The 16180-nt window shown below is 71.0% G+C and carries 14 protein-coding genes; 2 read left to right on the top strand and 12 right to left on the bottom strand.

Annotated features, from left to right (window positions below; all coding sequences use genetic code 11):
• Positions 1-149: 149 nt before the first annotated feature.
• Positions 150-1232, top strand: a complete 1083-nt coding sequence (locus tag K2F47_RS34445) for a DUF3866 family protein (protein WP_242910343.1) — start codon at positions 150-152, stop codon at positions 1230-1232.
• A 98-nt stretch (positions 1233-1330) separates the two neighbouring features.
• Here K2F47_RS34445 and K2F47_RS34440 read toward each other — a convergent pair whose 3' ends face one another.
• The 12 genes from K2F47_RS34440 to K2F47_RS34385 form a co-directional block, all read right to left on the bottom strand.
• Positions 1331-1861: a DUF3291 domain-containing protein gene (locus tag K2F47_RS34440; RefSeq protein ID WP_242910342.1), complete on the bottom strand. Its 531-nt coding sequence runs from the start codon at positions 1859-1861 to the stop codon at positions 1331-1333.
• A gap of 32 nt (positions 1862-1893) precedes the next feature.
• On the bottom strand, positions 1894-2559 hold the full coding sequence (locus tag K2F47_RS34435; RefSeq protein WP_242910341.1) for a helix-turn-helix transcriptional regulator: 666 nt from the start codon (positions 2557-2559) through the stop codon (positions 1894-1896).
• Positions 2560-2623: 64 nt separating this feature from the next.
• The gene (locus K2F47_RS34430; protein WP_242910340.1) at positions 2624-3424 is read right to left on the bottom strand and encodes an FKBP-type peptidyl-prolyl cis-trans isomerase; all 801 of its coding nucleotides are present in this window, start codon (positions 3422-3424) and stop codon (positions 2624-2626) included.
• A gap of 239 nt (positions 3425-3663) precedes the next feature.
• Positions 3664-5022 (bottom strand): Pup--protein ligase, encoded by a 1359-nt coding sequence (gene pafA, locus K2F47_RS34425; RefSeq protein WP_242895121.1) that lies wholly within the window; start codon positions 5020-5022, stop codon positions 3664-3666.
• Positions 5023-5231: 209 nt separating this feature from the next.
• Positions 5232-6008 carry a proteasome subunit alpha gene (gene prcA, locus K2F47_RS34420; RefSeq protein ID WP_242910691.1) on the bottom strand — a complete coding sequence of 259 codons (777 nt, stop codon included), beginning with the start codon at positions 6006-6008 and terminating at the stop codon, positions 5232-5234.
• Between the two features lie 21 nt (positions 6009-6029).
• Positions 6030-6896, bottom strand: a complete 867-nt coding sequence (gene prcB / locus K2F47_RS34415) for a proteasome subunit beta (RefSeq protein WP_242910339.1) — start codon at positions 6894-6896, stop codon at positions 6030-6032.
• 169 nt (positions 6897-7065) lie between these two features.
• The gene (locus K2F47_RS34410) at positions 7066-8001 is read right to left on the bottom strand and encodes an endonuclease VII domain-containing protein (RefSeq protein WP_242910338.1); all 936 of its coding nucleotides are present in this window, start codon (positions 7999-8001) and stop codon (positions 7066-7068) included.
• Between the two features lie 346 nt (positions 8002-8347).
• Positions 8348-8557 carry a ubiquitin-like protein Pup gene (locus K2F47_RS34405; RefSeq protein WP_242910337.1) on the bottom strand — a complete coding sequence of 70 codons (210 nt, stop codon included), beginning with the start codon at positions 8555-8557 and terminating at the stop codon, positions 8348-8350.
• Positions 8558-8847: 290 nt separating this feature from the next.
• Positions 8848-10365 carry a depupylase/deamidase Dop gene (dop, locus tag K2F47_RS34400; protein WP_242910336.1) on the bottom strand — a complete coding sequence of 506 codons (1518 nt, stop codon included), beginning with the start codon at positions 10363-10365 and terminating at the stop codon, positions 8848-8850.
• Between the two features lie 221 nt (positions 10366-10586).
• The gene (arc, locus tag K2F47_RS34395; RefSeq protein ID WP_242910335.1) at positions 10587-12350 is read right to left on the bottom strand and encodes a proteasome ATPase; all 1764 of its coding nucleotides are present in this window, start codon (positions 12348-12350) and stop codon (positions 10587-10589) included.
• A gap of 316 nt (positions 12351-12666) precedes the next feature.
• The gene (locus K2F47_RS34390; protein WP_242910334.1) at positions 12667-13662 is read right to left on the bottom strand and encodes a tRNA (adenine-N1)-methyltransferase; all 996 of its coding nucleotides are present in this window, start codon (positions 13660-13662) and stop codon (positions 12667-12669) included.
• A gap of 75 nt (positions 13663-13737) precedes the next feature.
• A complete protein-coding gene (locus K2F47_RS34385) occupies positions 13738-14931 on the bottom strand; it encodes a site-2 protease family protein (protein ID WP_242910333.1) in 1194 nt (397 codons plus the stop codon).
• Between the two features lie 90 nt (positions 14932-15021).
• On the opposite strand from K2F47_RS34385, the gene K2F47_RS34380 reads away from it, so the two are divergent.
• Positions 15022-15975: a RecB family exonuclease gene (locus tag K2F47_RS34380; RefSeq protein ID WP_272497896.1), complete on the top strand. Its 954-nt coding sequence runs from the start codon at positions 15022-15024 to the stop codon at positions 15973-15975.
• The last annotated feature ends 205 nt before the right edge of the window (positions 15976-16180 follow it).

The following is a 16180-nucleotide window of genomic DNA, read 5'->3' as shown; positions in this document are numbered from 1 at the left end:
GAACCACGCCCGGCTCCTGGGGGAGTTGGACGACATGGCGGGATGTGCGGCCCGAGCTGGACCAATGACGCTACCCCCTCCGGACGCCCCCCTCGTCCACCTCCGCGCGCACGTCCGCGCGCGCGGCCCGCTCCGCTACGGTCTCCGGTGTGATCCGATGGCGCAGAGGAACCGTGCAGGGCGTCCGCCGCGAATGGCCGGGCGCCGTCGAGCTCGACGTCGACATCGCGGGCGACGGCCTCCGCCGGGCGCTCGCCTACCCCGCCCTCGTCGGACGGCCCGAGCCCGGCGACGCCGTCCTGCTCAACACCACGGCGCTGGCGATGGGCCTCGGCACCGGCGGCTACGCGATCGTCGTCGCGGTCCCCGACCGGCTGCCGCCCGACCCGTCCGGCCCGGGCCACCTCGTCAAGGCCCGCTACACCCCGCTCCAGGCCACCGTCCTCGGCGCCGACGAGCAGGACTCCCCCCACCACGACGTCCTCCGCGACGCCGACTCCCTCGGCGGCGCGCCCGTCGTCGTCGCCGACCTGCACTCGGCGCTCCCCCCGATCCTCGCCGGGCTCCTCGCGTCCCGCCCCGGCGCCCGCGTCGTCTACGTCATGCCGGACGGCGGCGCGCTGCCGTCCTGGTTCTCCATGTCGATCGCGCGGCTCAAGGACGCGGGCGCGCTCGCCGCGACCGTCACTGTCGGGCAGGCGTTCGGCGGCGACCTGGAGGCCGTCACCGTCCACACCGGACTGCTCGCCGCGCGGCTCGTCCTCGGCGCCGACGCCGTCGTCCTCGCGCAGGGCCCCGGCAACCTCGGCACCGGCACCCGCTGGGGGTTCTCCGGGGTGTCGGCCGGGGAGGCCGTCAACGCGGCGTCCGTCCTGCACGGCCGCCCGGTCGCGTCCCTGCGGGTCAGCGAGGGCGACAAGCGCGAGCGCCACATCGGCGTCTCCCACCACTCCCTCACCGCCTACGGGCGCGTCGCGCTCGCCCGCGCCGACGTCCCCGTCCCCGAACTCGGCGGCGCGTTCGGCGCCCGCGTCGCCGCCGACGCCGCCCCGCTCGGCGAGCGCCACACCCTCGTCCCCGTCCCGGTGGACGGCCTGCACGACATCCTGCGCGCAGCCGAGAAGGACTGGGGCGTCCGCCTGTCCACCATGGGGCGCCGCCTGGACGAGGACCTCCCCTACTTCCTCACCGCCGCCGCCGCGGGCCGCCACACCGCCGCGCTCCTGGCCTGAACCACCCGCCGCCGGGGGCCTGGAGGGCGCGAAGCGGGCCCGAGCAGTTGGAGCGGCGAGCGGCCATCTGTTTACAAGACAGAAGGTGTGCAGCCGCGTCAGGGAGCCGGGGCCGCCTGGAGGGCCTCGGCCTCCGCCGCCGCGTAGGACGTGCTGAACGTGAACGCGCGCGGGGACGGGCCGTGCTCGCGGAGCAGGGCGAGGCGCTCCAAAGCCTCCTCGACGGTCGGGATGTACCCGGCGGGAATCCACCACATGACATGGTGCGCCTCCGCGTGGCGCTGGAACCACTCCCTGCGGCGCCGCATCGTGTCCAGGTGGGGGCTGCGGTAGACGAAGTCCCACAGCGCCTCGCGGCTCTCCCACACCGAATAGTTCACGATCACGTCGACGCCCGCCGGGCGCATGCGGGACGCGTCGTCCTCGCCCTCCTCGACGAGCCGCCACACGAACCCGGGCGACCCGTCGGCGAGGGCGTTGACCGGCTCCAGCCGTGCGACGAAGTCGGCCATCGCCGGGTCGTCGAGCGGGAACCTGAGGGTCGCGACGTTGAACTGGGCGAGGTGGTGGCGGGCCGGTTCGCCCGGCCGGGAGGTGGAGGACGCGGGCGTGGGGGTGTCATCGGTCATGGGCCCACCCCACCACGCCTCTCATCTCTATGTCAATCACGATTGTTTTTAGAATAGTCGGCCGCCACGCAGCACCACCCCGGGCGCGGGTCCATCCGGACGCCGACGCCCTCGGTCCCCTCGACCAAGCCCTCCATCATCGCCAGGTTCATCCCGCACACCAGCGGCGGGAACCGCTCCGCGACCACATGGAAGGGGCAGTTGCGCATGCGGAGCACCGAGCGGGCGCCCTCCCCCTCCACCACCGGCTCGTAACCCCGCTCCACCAGCACCTCGCGGACCGCGTCCAGGTCCCCGCACGACTCCCCGGGGCCGCGCAGCGTCCTGCCGAGGCGCCGCGCCGCGTCCTGCGCCTCCATGTCCAGGCCCGCCGCGTCGGCGACCTCCGCCAGCAGGCCCGCCACCGTCCGGTAGTCGCGCGGCGGCACCGACACCTCCCGCTCCGCCGCCGCCCGCCGGTACACCTTCGCCGGACGGCCCGCGCCCGGCCCCGACCGGCCCGTCAGCCGCCTGCTGGCCACCTCCAGCAGGCCCGCCTCCGCGAGCTTGTCCAGGTGGAACGCCGCCAGCGTCCGCCCCACGCCCACGGCCTCCGCCGCCTCGTTCCGCCCCACCTCCCGGCCCTGCGCAGCCACGTACTCGTAGAGCCGCCTGCGCATCGCGTCCTGGAGCAGCGCGATCGTGTCGATGTCGTCCACGCCGCCATTCTAAGAACAGCCGGGATACGACATAGAGGGCAGCAGCCCGACCGCGCGGGGCGCGTCAGTGGGCGCCGAGGATGTCGACGACGAAGACCAGCGTGTCCGACCCCCGGATGCCCGCCTGCGGCAGGCCCTTCGGCCCGTACCCCAGCCTCGGCGGGACGACCAGCAGCATCCGGCTCCCCACCCGCTGCCCGATCAGCCCCTCGTCCCAGCCCCGCATCACCTGACCGGTCCCGATCATGAACCCGTTCGGATGCCCCGCCGACCACGACGAGCTGAACGCCTTCCCGTCCCGCCAGAAGAACCCCGCGTACTGCACCGCCAGCAGCTGCCCCTTGCGGACCGCCGGGCCGTCCCCCCGCACCAGCGTCCGCACCCGCAGGTCCCTCGGCGCCGCCACCCGCGGAACCGTCACCCGCGGCGCGCCGCCGCCCGGCGCCACCTGCGGCAACCGCGCGTCCCGCAACGGCGCCTCCGGCCTGCCGTGCGGGCCCGCCGACCCCGGGTACACGCCCCGCACGTCCAGGACGTACACGAGCGTGTCGCCGCCGCCGATCTGCCGCGCCGCGTTCCCCTGGTCGCCGAAACCGTCCTTCGGCGGAATCGACGCCACCACGCGCGACCCCACCCGCGCGCCCACGAACGCCTTCCGCAGCCCCGGCACCACCGACCACGTCGGGAACGCCTCCGGACGGCCGGACGCGAAACTGCTCGCCAGCAGCCTCCGCCCGCTCCCGCTCCACCGGTACCCGACATAGTCGGCCACCACGAGGTCGCCCTCGCGGGCCGCCGTACCCCGGCCCGCCGACAGCCGCTTCACCGCCAGCGAACCGCCCGGCGAGCCCTTCGGGAACGACACATCCGGCAAACGCCCGAAATCGCCACGTACCGTTACCCGGACACCGCCGCCGTCCGAACACCCCGCGGCGAGCACCAGCGGAGCGACCAGCACGGCGGCCACGGACACGGAGGCGAGACAACGACGCATACTGGTCCTTCACGGGGCGGCGAGCGCTACTGCGCGCTCACCCTACCGCCACGTGCACCGCCGGTAGCGCAACGTCGCCCATGTCCTCCCGATGTCCCCCCGACCAGCCGCTACATCCCCGCGATCAGCTTGTCGACGCGCTCGTCCACCGAACGGAACGGGTCCTTGCACAACACCGTCCGCTGCGCCTGGTCGTTCAACTTCAGATGCACCCAGTCGACCGTGAAGTCGCGCCGCTTCTCCTGCGCCTTCCGGATGAACTCCCCGCGCAGCCGGGCGCGAGTGGTCTGCGGCGGCACCGACTTCGCCTCGAAGATGTCCAGGTCCCGCGACACCCGCTCCACCGAACCGCGCTTCTCCAGCAGGTAGTACAACCCGCGGTCGCGGTGCACATCGTGGTAGGCCAGATCCAGCTGCGCCACCCTCGGCGACGACAGCGGCAGATCGTACTTGCGCCGGTACCGCTCGATGACCTTGTACTTCGTCACCCAGTCGATCTCGCGCGACACCAGATCCAGGTCGCCGGTCTCCACCGCCCGCAGCGTCCGCTCCCACAACTCCAGGACGCGCTTGGCGGTCGTGTCCCCGCCCCGGGCGTCGACGAAATCGCGCGCCTTCCCGAAGTACTCCTTCTGGATCTCCAGCGAACTCGCCTCCCGGCCGTTCGCCAGCCGCACCTTCCGCCGCCCCGTCATGTCATGGCTGACCTCGCGGATCGCCCGGATCGGGTTCTCCAGCGTCAGGTCCCGCATCACCACGCCCGCCTCGATCATCCGCAGCACCAGGTCGGTCGCGCCGACCTTCAGCAGCATCGTCGTCTCGCTCATGTTCGAGTCACCGACGATCACGTGCAGCCGACGGAACCGCTCCGCGTCCGCATGCGGCTCGTCACGGGTGTTGATGATCGGACGCGACCGCGTCGTCGCCGACGACACGCCCTCCCAGATGTGCTCCGCCCGCTGCGACACGCAGTAGACCGCGCCCCGCGGCGTCTGCAGCACCTTCCCCGCCCCGCAGATGATCTGCCGGGTCACCAGATACGGGATCAGGACGTCCGCGAGCCGCCCGAACTCCCCATGCCGCCCCACCAGATAGTTCTCATGGCAGCCATAGGAGTTCCCCGCCGAGTCCGTGTTGTTCTTGAACAGGTAGATGTCCCCGGCGATACCCTCCTCGCGCAGCCGCCGCTCCGCGTCCACCAGCAGACCCTCCAGGATCCGCTCCCCCGCCTTGTCGTGCGTCACCAGATCCACGACGCTGTCGCACTCCGGCGTGGCGTACTCCGGGTGACTCCCGACATCGAGGTAGAGCCGCGCGCCGTTCCGCAGGAACACATTGCTGCTCCGGCCCCACGACACCACCCGCCGGAACAGATAGCGCGCCACCTCATCAGGTGACAACCGCCGCTGACCGCGGAAGGTACAGGTGACGCCGTACTCGTTCTCAAGCCCGAAAATACGCCTGTCCACACCATGACCCTATGCGGCCCGGCCCCGACTTGGCAGTCTCTCCCGAGCACCGTTTCCAACACCCGTTCCACCACGCGTTCCGGCACCGGCCGCAACGCGAGAACCCGCCGCGGCCCGGGCGGCACCGGCCACCCCACCACGGCGGGTCCACACCCGCGAACAGGACCGCTCTCGGACGGACCCGCCTGCCCTCGTCCTGCCGCTGCCGGTCAGTCCTCGCCGGCGTCACCCGAGGCGTCCGGGCCCGCGTCAGTCTCCGCGTCGGAAGCCCCGTCGGAAGACGTGGACGAGGTCGGCGAAGAACCGTCCTCGCTCAGATGCTCCTCGATCCGGCGCGCCGTGAGCCGCTTGAAGAGACGGTGCTCACGGTTGCGGTCCAAAACCGCCACCTCCAGCGACTTCGCCTCCAACCGCCGCTCCGAATCCTGCGCCTCCAGCGCGCGCACCGCCACCCGCAGCGCCCCCGCCAGCGACGCCCCCTCCTCGTACCCGTCCTTCAACGCCTGCGCCACCGCGTCCGCCTGGCCGCCCATCGCCACGTACCCGTGCTCGTCGGCCACCGACCCGTCGAAGGTCAACCGGTAGATCTGGTCGGTGTCGGCGTCCGCACCGACCTCCGCCACCACCAACTCCACCTCGTACGGCTTGTTCGTCTCCGTGAAGATCGTCCCCAGCGACTGCGCGTACACGTTCGCCAGCCCCCGCGCCGTCACATCCCGGCGGTCGTACTGGTACCCGTTGATGTCGGCGTACCGGACCCCGCCCAACCGCAGGTTCTCGAACTCGTTGTACTTCCCCACCGCCGCGAACGCGATCCGGTCATAGATCTCACTGATCTTGTGCAACGCCCGCGACGGATTGTCCGCCACGAACAGGATGCCATCGTCGTACTGGAGCACCACGACACTGCGGCCACGCGAAATACCCTTCCGCGCATAGTCCGCCTTGTCCTTCATCTGCTGCTCGGGCGACACGTAGAACGGCATGGACACCGGACTGGATCCCTTCTATCGCAGCGGGGCGGTCGGCCCGCCCGGCGAGTCGTAACGTTCCTCGACCACGGACCGCGCCACCGCGCCCACCTCGTCGTCGGCGAGCCGCCGATACCCGTCCGAGGTCACCGCCGCCACCACCGGGAAGATCCCCCGCGCCAGATCCGGGCCGCCCGTCGCCGAGTCGTCGTCGGCCGCGTCGTACAACGCCTGGACGCACACCAGCGCCGCGTCGTCCGCCGACAGATCCGGCCGGTACAGCTTCTTCAACGCGCCCCGCGCGAACACCGACCCCGACCCGATCGAGTAGAAGTCCCGCTCCTCGTACCGGCCGCCCGCCGGATCATAGGAGAAGATCCGCCCCGCGTCGCGCTCCTCGTCATACCCGGCGAACAGCGGCACCACCGCGAGCCCCTGCATCGCCATACCGAGGTTCTGCCGCACCATCGTCGCCAGCCGGTTCGCCTTCCCCTCCACCGACAGCGTCCGGCCCTCACGCTTCTCGTAATGCTCCAACTCCACCTGGAACAGCCGCACCATCTCGATCCCGATGCCCGCCGTCCCCGCGATCGCGATGGCCGAGAACTCGTCCGCGCGGAACACCTTCTCGATGTCGCGCTGCGCGATGACGTTCCCCGCCGTCGCGCGCCGGTCCCCCGCCATCACCACCCCGCCGGGAAAGCCCACCGCGACGATCGTCGTGCCATGCGGGATATCGTCCCCCGGCGACGACGCCGGAAGGGCCCCCCTACCGGGCAACGTCTCCGGAGAGTACGCCCCCAGGAACTCCGTGAACGAGGACGTGCCCGGGTTGGAGAACAACCCCGGCAGGCGCCCGGTCTGCGAATCGTGGGCCGCCACGCGACTCCCTTCCTCCGTCATGGCACCGGCTTCCCTCAACCCCACCGGCGCGGACACCACGACCCTACTGTTCAACCCTCACCCACCGCATGCCACGGCCTCCCCGGCCACTCAGCCCACGGCGAACCCCACGCCGCCGCCTTCGCTGCGGGGACGCTGGGCGCGGGTGTCATTGGGAGGCCATGTACTCCTAGACCATCGCCTTGTGGGAGTCCAGAAGCTTCTTCAGGCTCAGCGTGAGCCAACTCGGGCCCTCGTGGTCGTCCTCGACCCCCCACACCTCGGAGCGGTGCCGCCCGTCCACCTCACGGTGCGCCGCCCAGCCGTCCAGGGGCACCGTCGCCGGGTCGACGTCCGGGACCGTGAACGACAGCCGCGTACCCCCGTCCGCCGCCGGGACCTGGGTCACCAGCTGCTCGAGCAGGTAGTCCGCCGCGCGGCGCAGCGAGACCGGATCGTCGTCCAGCTGCCCCATGCCCGTGTTGCAGCCACCGCACGCCATACCGCGCACGACGCCGGTCGCGTGGTCGTGATCGACGTGCTCGGCCGGGACGTCCGAGCAGACGGCGCACAACCCGCCCTGAAGCTTGAGAAACCGCCGCACGTCCTCCTCGTCGACCCCGTACCGCTCCATCAGACGTCTGTCCCGCGAAGTCAAACCGGCGGCCGCCTTCCGTCGATTCACCCAGTCGGCCTCGCTCATCACGCGTGGCCGTCCCTCGAACGCGGTCTTGCCGATGACGACTTCCAGGCGTTGTGCGTGAGGCCCCTTGTACTCCAGGTAGTCGGCGGCAGCACCCAGACAGCGCGGGTCGTCATGGAACTGGCCGAGGGCGCCGTTGCACTTGAAACAGAGGATGCCGCGGACGACACCCGTGAGGTGGCTGTGGTCGACGTGCTTCGCTTCCGCGCGAAGGCAGATCACACAGATCCCGCCCTGCTGCGCGATCATCTCGTCCACCTGCTCCGCGGTGACGCCGTAGCGCAGCTTCAGGAGGTAGTTGCGCCCGCTGCCGTGCTTACGCTCCTTCTGCTCGACCATGACTTTGTTGTGGCAGGGACGGCAGTAGTTCGCCAGGCCGGACGCTGTCGAACGGTTCTTTCCGAACGCGTCGACCGATTGCACCTTCTCGCACCGTGGGCAGTACTTCAGGCCCTCCGGGACAGCCGAATACCGCCTGAACGGTCGGGCGCTCTTCCCCTCACTCGCCTGCCGCTTCCTGTAGGAGCCCGCGCCCCGGAGGGCGAAGCACTCTTTGCAGTAGAGCGCCAGACCGTCGGGCGATGCTTTTCGTTTCCAGAACTCGGCGGCCGCCTTGACCCGGCCGCAGTCCCGGCATTGTTTATGAGACATGGGCAGGACTTTACCGCCCTACCCACGCCTTTGGCAGCCCTTTACAATGAGAACTGCGAGTTATATTTGCGAATTCTCGGGGCGCTTAGGGTTAGACCGAGCGATTCGGACATAACGCCTATTCTCCGCCCTTTTGGACATAACTGCGGACAAATTCCTCCGCATTTTCTTCGAGAACTTCGTCAATTTCATCTAGAATTGCATCGACATCGTCGGTGAGTTTTTCATTGCGCTCTTGGACGTCCTCGGTCGTCGTGGCCTCGGTCTCCTCGACCTCTTCCGTGCGCCGGGTGGTCTGCTTCTGACCGCCGGTGTCCTTCGTGGCCATTCCGTACCTCCGCTCTGCCGGTACCCCCAACCCTATCTCCGATCTTCGGCGCCCAGCGGACCCGTGGGTCCGCCGCGCGCCCCGGGGGTGCCGGGCCTGATCCGGTTATCGCCCGTCCACTGGACAGTGAAACGGGCATAGCGGTCACGAAACCGAGACATCACTCGTAACCGCAGGTCAAGGCGTTTGTTCGGGTTCGATAGTGGCGGTATCCAGAGCGCGCGTCCAAGACGCGGCGGCCCCCGCGCCGCATGGCGGGCGGGGGCCGGGGCGTCCTGAGGGAGCCTGTGTCAGCTCTGGCCGGTCAGGGTGGCCACGAGGTCGGAGGCGGTGCGGCAGCTGTCCAGGAGGGCGCCCACGTGCTGCTTGGTGCCGCGCAGCGGCTCCAGGGTGGGGACGCGCTGGAGGGACTCGCGGCCCGGGACGTCGAAGATGACGGAGTCCCAGGAGGCGGCGGCGACGGATTCGGCGTACTGGCGCAGGCAGCGGCCGCGGAAGTAGGCGCGGGTGTCCTCGGGCGGGTCCTCGATGGCGGAGTCGACCTGGGCCTCGGTGACGACGCGTTCGATGCGGTCGCGGGCGACCAGGCGGTTGTAGAGGCCCTTGTCCGGGCGGATGTCGGTGTACTGGAGGTCGACGAGCTGGAGGCGGGGGTGCGACCAGTCGAGGCCGTCGCGGCTGCGGTAGCCCTCCAGGAGCGCGAGTTTGGCGACCCAGTCGAGTTCGCGGGAGAGCTGCATGGGGTCGTCGCCGAGGCGGTGCAGGACCGATTCCCAGCGGTCGAGGACGTCGTTGGTCATGTCGTCGACGTCGGCGCCGAAGCGGTCCTCGACGTATTTGCGGGACTGCTCGAGGTATTCCATCTGGAGCTGGACGGCGGTCATCTTGCGGCCGTCGCGCAGGGTGAGCAGGTGTTTGCAGGACGGGTCGTGGGAGACGGCGCGCAGCGCGGCGACGGGCATGTCGACGGACAGGTCGACGGTGAGGAACCCGTCCTCGATCATGGCGAGGACGAGCGCGGTCGTGCCGAGTTTGAGGTAGGTGGAGATCTCGGCCATGTTGGCGTCGCCGATGATCACGTGCAGGCGCCGGTACTTCTCGGGGTCGGCGTGGGGTTCGTCGCGGGTGTTGATGATGGGGCGTTTGAGGGTGGTCTCCAGGCCGACCTCGACCTCGAAGAAGTCGGCGCGCTGGCTGACCTGGAATCCGTCGCCGCGTCCGTCGACGCCGATGCCGACGCGGCCGGCGCCGCAGACGACCTGGCGGGAGACGAAGAAGGGGGTGAGGTGGCGGACGATGTCGGCGAAGGACGTCTCGCGCTTCATGAGGTAGTTCTCATGGCAGCCGTAGGACGCGCCTTTGTTGTCGGTGTTGTTCTTGTAGAGCTGGATGGGGTGGGTGCCGGGGACGAGGGCGGCGCGGGCGGCGGCGTCGACCATGACGCGTTCGCCTGCCTTGTCCCAGATGACCGCGTCGAAGGGGTTGGTGCATTCGGGCGCGGAGTACTCGGGGTGGGCGTGGTCGACGTAGAGGCGCGCGCCGTTGGTGAGGATGACGTTGGCGAGGCCGAGGTCCTCGTCGGTGAGCTGGGTGGGGTCGGCGACCTCGCGGGCGAGGTCGAAGCCGCGGGCGTCGCGGAGGGGGTTCTCCTCCTCGAAGTCCCACCGGGCTCTGCGGGCGCGCGCGGCGGACGCCGCGAGGTAGGCGTTGACGACCTGGGAGGAGGTCACCATCGCGTTGGCCCCTGGTTGGCCGGGTACGGAGATGCCGTACTCGGTCTCGATGCCCATCACGCGCCGAACACTCATATCGTCGAGCCTATCGGGGCGGCGGGGGTGGAGCCATGGGGCTCGTCCGGCGGGGCGGGTGTCGGGGTCGGCGCGGTGTGCCGGGGGCGCCGCGCGGGCCTGGTGCGGGGGCGCGGGCGGGTGTGGTGTGGCGGTGTGATGGGGCAGTCTCCGGTGAGATGGGGCGCGGCGGCCTCCCGGTGGGGTGGCCGCCGCGCGTGTCGCTGTCGGTGCGGGTCGGGTCAGAGGTACTGGCCGGTGTTGGCGACGGTGTCGATGGACCGTCCGGCCTCGGCGCCCTTGGTTCCGGAGACGAGGGTGCGGATGTAGACGATCCGCTCGCCCTTCTTGCCGGAGATGCGGGCCCAGTCGTCGGGGTTGGTGGTGTTGGGGAGGTCCTCGTTCTCGCTGAACTCGTCGACGCAGGCGGCGAGGAGGTGGTTGACCCGCATGCCCTTCTGGCCGGTGTCGAGGAACTGCTTGATGGCCATCTTCTTCGCGCGGTCGACGATGTTCTGGATCATCGCTCCGGAGTTGAAGTCCTTGAAGAACAGGACCTCCTTGTCACCGTTGGCGTAGGTGACCTCCAGAAAGCGGTTCTCGTCGCTTTCGGTGTACATCCGCTCGACGACCCGCTGGATCATCGCCTCGACGGTGGCGTCCTCGGAGCCGCCGTGCTCCTTGACGTCGTCGGGGTGCAGCGGGAGGCCGCTGAGGATGTACTTGGAGAAGATGTCCTTGGCCGCCTCGGCGTCGGGCCGCTCGATCTTGATCTTCACGTCGAGCCGTCCGGGGCGCAGGATCGCGGGGTCGATCATGTCCTCGCGGTTGGACGCGCCGATGACGATGACGTTCTCCAGGCCCTCGACCCCGTCGATCTCGCTGAGCAGCTGCGGGACGATGGTGTTCTCGACGTCGGACGAGACTCCGGATCCGCGGGTGCGGAAGATGGAGTCCATCTCGTCGAAGAACACGATGACGGGTGTTCCGGCGGACGCCTTCTCGCGGGCCCGCTGGAAGACGAGGCGGATGTGCCGCTCGGTCTCGCCGACGTACTTGTTGAGGAGTTCGGGGCCCTTGATGTTGAGGAAGAAGCTCTTTCCCTCCTGGCCGGTCTTCTCGGCGACCTGTTTGGCCAGCGAGTTGGCGACGGCCTTGGCGATGAGGGTCTTCCCGCAGCCCGGGGGCCCGTAGAGCAGGACGCCCTTGGGGGGCCTGAGCTGGTGTTCGCGGAAGAGGTCGGCGTGCAGGTAGGGCAGTTCGACCGCGTCGCGGATGAGTTCGATCTGTGATCCGAGGCCGCCGATCTCGTCGTAGGAGATGTCGGGGACCTCTTCGAGGACGAGTTCTTCGACCTCGGCCTTGTGGATCTTCTCGTAGGCGTACCCGGAGCGGGTTTCGAGCATGAGCGAGTCGCCCGCGCGAAGCGGGACCCCGCGCAGCGGCTCGGCGAGCTTGATGACGCGTTCCTCGTCGGCGTGCGCGATGACGAGGGCGCGTTCCCCGTCGTCGAAGATCTCCTTGAGCATGACGACTTCGCCCTGCTGTTCGAAGGCGAGCGCCTCGACGACGTTGAGGGCCTCGTTGAGCATGACCTCCTGGCCGCGCTGGAGTTCGTCGACGTCGACGGCGGGGCTGACGTTGACGCGCAGCTTGCGTCCGCCGGTGAAGATGTCGACCGTTCCATCGTCGCGGGCTTCCAGGAAGACTCCGTATCCGGAGGGTGGTTGCGCGAGCCTGTCGACCTCCTCCTTGAGCGCGACGATCTGTTCGCGAGCCTCTTTGAGGGTCGCGACGAGTCGCTCGTTCTGTCCGGTTACGGCGGCCAGGTTGGCCTGTGCCTCATGGAGGCGTTCTTCAAGTACACGTACTTGGCGCGGGGATTCCGCGAGCTTGCGGCGCAGCACGGAGATCTCCTCCTCCAGGAAGGACACCTGCGTTTGGAGGTCCCTGACCTCCTTGTCGTGCTGCGCCCTGCGCGCCCCAGCATCGTCACGAGCGGCCACGCCCCGTCACCTCCTCACGAAGAGAGCCGACGACCTACTGAGACCCTACCTATCTGGAGGGCTTCCGTAACCTGCCCTTTCGGTAGTCGTGTCGTTCGGGGGGTTCCGGTTGTGTGCGGGGTGTGGCGGCGGCCTGCGCGATCGTGCTGCTGGGCGGGTGCGGCGGGGCCGGGGGATTTGGCTGGTCTCGCCGTGGGGCGAGGGGGTGTCCGCGGCTTCGGAGGGGGGACGGGGCCGGGCCGGAACCGACGGTTTGGCTCGTTCCAGTGACGGAGTGCGACGAGTGCCGCCGGGGCGATCGGTCCCGGAATGTGATCTACGACTCGGTGCCGCCGCCCGGCGTGGCGGGCTCCGCGAGGGGCTCGGCGGCGGGCGCGACGGCCGGGGCGATCGGCTCGGCGGGGGCGGCCGCGGTGGCGCGCTCGGACGCGGCCGTGGCCGGGTGGGCGCCCTTGGCGGGACGGCGGCGCCGCACGGGCGGGGTGACGCCGTCGGCGAGGCGGCGGGCGGTGACCAGGAAGCCGGTGTGGCCGACCATGCGGTGGTCGGGGCGGACGGCGAGGCCCTCGACGTGCCAGGACCGCAGGAGGGTCTCGAAGGCGTAGGGCTCGGCGAAGGCGCCGTGGGCGCGCAGGTCCTCGACGACGCGCGACATCTGCGTGGTGGTGGCGATGTAGGCGCAGACGAGCCCGCCGGGGATGAGGGCCTTGGCGACGGCGTCGAGGGTCTCCCAGGGGGCGAGCATGTCGAGGACGACGCGGTCGGCCTCGGTCTCGGTGAGGGCGTCCTCCAGGGAGCCGACGGTGAGGGTCCAGGCGGGGTGGGGGCCGCCGAAGAACTTCTCGACGTTGGCGCGGGCGATCTCGGCGAAGTCGGGGCGCCGCTCGTAGGACGACAGGTGGCCGTGCTCGCCGACGGCGCGCAGCAGGAAGCAGGAGAGCGCGCCGGACCCGGCTCCGGCCTCGACGACGCGGGCGCCGGGGAAGATGTCGGCCATCGCGATGATCTGGGCGGCGTCCTTGGGGTAGACGACGGCGGCGCCGCGCGGCATGCGGACGGCGAAGTCGGTGAGCAGCGGCCGGAAGGCGAGGTAGTCGACGCCGCCCGTGGAGCGGAACACGCTGCCCTCGGGGCTGCCGATGATGTCGTCGTGGGGGACGGAGCCCTTGTGGGAGTGGTAGAGCTTGCCGGGCTGGAGGGTGATGGTGTTGATGCGGCCCTTGGGGTCGGTGAGCTGAACCTGGTCGCCGGGGCGGAACGGGCCGTGGGGGATGCGGCCGGTGGACGGGGGGGTCGGCTGGGGTTCGCTCATGGTCGTCAAGGTTATAGCTGGGCGCGCACACCTCAGGCCGGGCCGTGAGGGCGGCCCTGACGGGCCGGGGGCGGGTCAGACGCCGGTGAAGGCGCGGTCGACGTCGGAGACGGCGAGGACGCCGTAGACGCGGCCGTCGGGTTCGACGAGCAGGTACTCCGAAGAGGGAGCGCGGCGCAGGGCGGTGACAAGGGCGTCGCCGGTGATGTCGGCGGGGAGCGTGAGGGCGTCGTCGAGGCCGCGGGACAGGTCGCCCGCCGAGACCCAGGGGCGGCGGTGGGGCGGGGTGGCGGTGACGGCCTTCTCGCTGACCAGGCCGCGCGGGACGCCGTCGTGGTCGACGATGACGAGGGCCCCGGCGTGGTCCTCGTGGGCGCGCCGGATGGCCTCGGCGAGGGGCACGTCGGCGGTGACGAGGGTGGCGCGGCGGGCGAGGCGGCGGGCCGACAGCAGGGGGATGCGGTCGCGGACGCGTTCGGCGCGGATCGCCTGGGTGGCGCCGACCCAGATGAAGGAGGCGACGAGCGCCGACCACAGGAGCGCGAGCCAGCCGAAGCCGCCCCCGCCGCCGCTCTCGCCGTCGGTGCGGTAGGTGGCGAGGAACGCGCCGGTGACGAGGCAGGCGAGGGCGACGCCGCGGCCGATCCAGCCCGCGACGATGGCGCCGCTGCGGCTGCGGCCGGTGGCCTTCCAGACGGCGGCGCGGACGAGGCGTCCGCCGTCCAGGGGCAGGCCGGGCAGCAGGTTGAACACGCCGACCAGCAGGTTGGCGAAGGTGAGGGCCTCCAGGAGGAGGAGCGCCACGTCGGGCAGGCTGAGGACGGCGTGGGCGAAGAGGCCGAGCCCGGCCAGGACGAGGTTGACCAGCGGCCCGGCGAAGGCGATGAGGAACTCGCGGCCGGGGGTGGGCGCCTCGCGCTCGATGGAGGTCTCGCCGCCGAGGATGTGCAGGGTGACCGAGCGGACGGGGAGGCCGAGGACGCGCGCGGTGACGGCGTGGCTGAGCTCGTGGACGAACACCGACCCGTACAGCAGCAGCGCGTAGGCGAACGCGACGGCGTAGCTGGCGGGCCGGTCGATGACGTCGTTGGCCTGGCCCTCGAACATGACGGTGACGAGGACGGCCACGAGGAACCAGCTCGGGGAGACGTAGACGGGCACGCCGAACGGACGGCCCACGAACAGGCCGGGACGGCCGGACCGGTCGTCGTCGGTGCCGGACTCGCCGGCGGGCGTCCTGCCCGGGGTCGGTGGCGCGCTTTGTGTCACGCCCCCGATGCTACGGGCAGGCGGGGCCGGGAGGGCCCGCGGTGGCCCGGTTGCGGGATTTCGTCGGGGGTCTCGCCTACGCTGCTGGCCATGACGACCACCGAGGCGGGTAGTGAGGCGAGTGTTCCGGCGGCCCGGCCCACCGGGGTCCCCTCCCCCGGGGAGGCCGCCGGGGAGGACGCCGTCCGGGTGGTCGGGTCGCTGTCGCCGTCCCGCGCGGGCGACTTCATGACGTGCCCGCTGCTGTACCGGTTCCGGGTGATCGACAAGCTGCCCGAGCGGCCGAGCGCGGCCGCGGCGCGGGGGACGCTGGTGCACGCGGTGCTGGAGCGGCTGTACGACCTGCCGACGGGCGGGCGGACGCCGGAGGCGGCGCTGGAGCTGCTCGTCCCGCAGTGGGAGCGGCTGCTGGAGGAGGAGCCGGAGCTGGCGGAGCTGTTCGCGGGCGAGGACGGGGAGGCCGAGCACGCCCGGTGGCTGGAGCAGGCGCGGCGGATGGTGGAGCGGTACTTCACGCTGGAGGACCCGCGCCGCCTGGAGCCCGCCGAGCGGGAGCTGTTCGTGGAGACCGTCCTGGACTCGGGGCTGAAGCTGCGGGGCTACATCGACCGGGTGGACGTCGCGCCGAGCGGTGACGTGCGGATCGTGGACTACAAGACGGGGACGGCGCCCCGGGCCGACTTCGAGGCGCGGGCGCTGTTCCAGATGAAGTTCTACGCGCTGGTGCTGTGGCGGCTCCAGGGGCGGGTGCCGCGCCTGTTGCAGCTGATGTACCTCGGGAACGGCGAGGTGCTGCGCTACGAGCCGGACGAGGCCGACCTGCGCGCCACGCAGCGGAAGGTGGAGGCGCTGTGGGAGGCGATCCGCCGGGCCATGGACACCGGCGAGTGGCGCCCCCGGACGAGCCGGCTGTGCGACTGGTGCGACCACCGGGACCTGTGCCCGCAGTTCGGCGGCACTCCCCCGCCGCTGCCGGTGAAGCCGGTGGACCGCCCGTCCCCCGCCGACCTGGAGTCCGCCGCGCGGGAACGCGACGACCTCTGACCGGGCCCCGCCGCGATCTCCCAAGACCGAACCACCGTGACCACTCAGCCGCTCCCGGATCAGACCACCGCGATCTGCTGAACCAGACCGCCGCACTCTCTGCTCCCAGACGCGCGGGCCACCGACTCGACCGAGAACCCGAGCCGCAGGCCGCCCCGCAACGCCTGAACCAGCCCCCCCCCCCCCCCCCCCCCCCCCCCCCCCA

Source organism: Actinomadura terrae (genome assembly GCF_022751215.1).
GTDB lineage: Bacteria > Actinomycetota > Actinomycetes > Streptosporangiales > Streptosporangiaceae > Spirillospora > Spirillospora terrae.
Note: the sequence above shows the minus strand (reverse complement) of the source record. Positions and strands in the feature narration are given on the sequence as shown.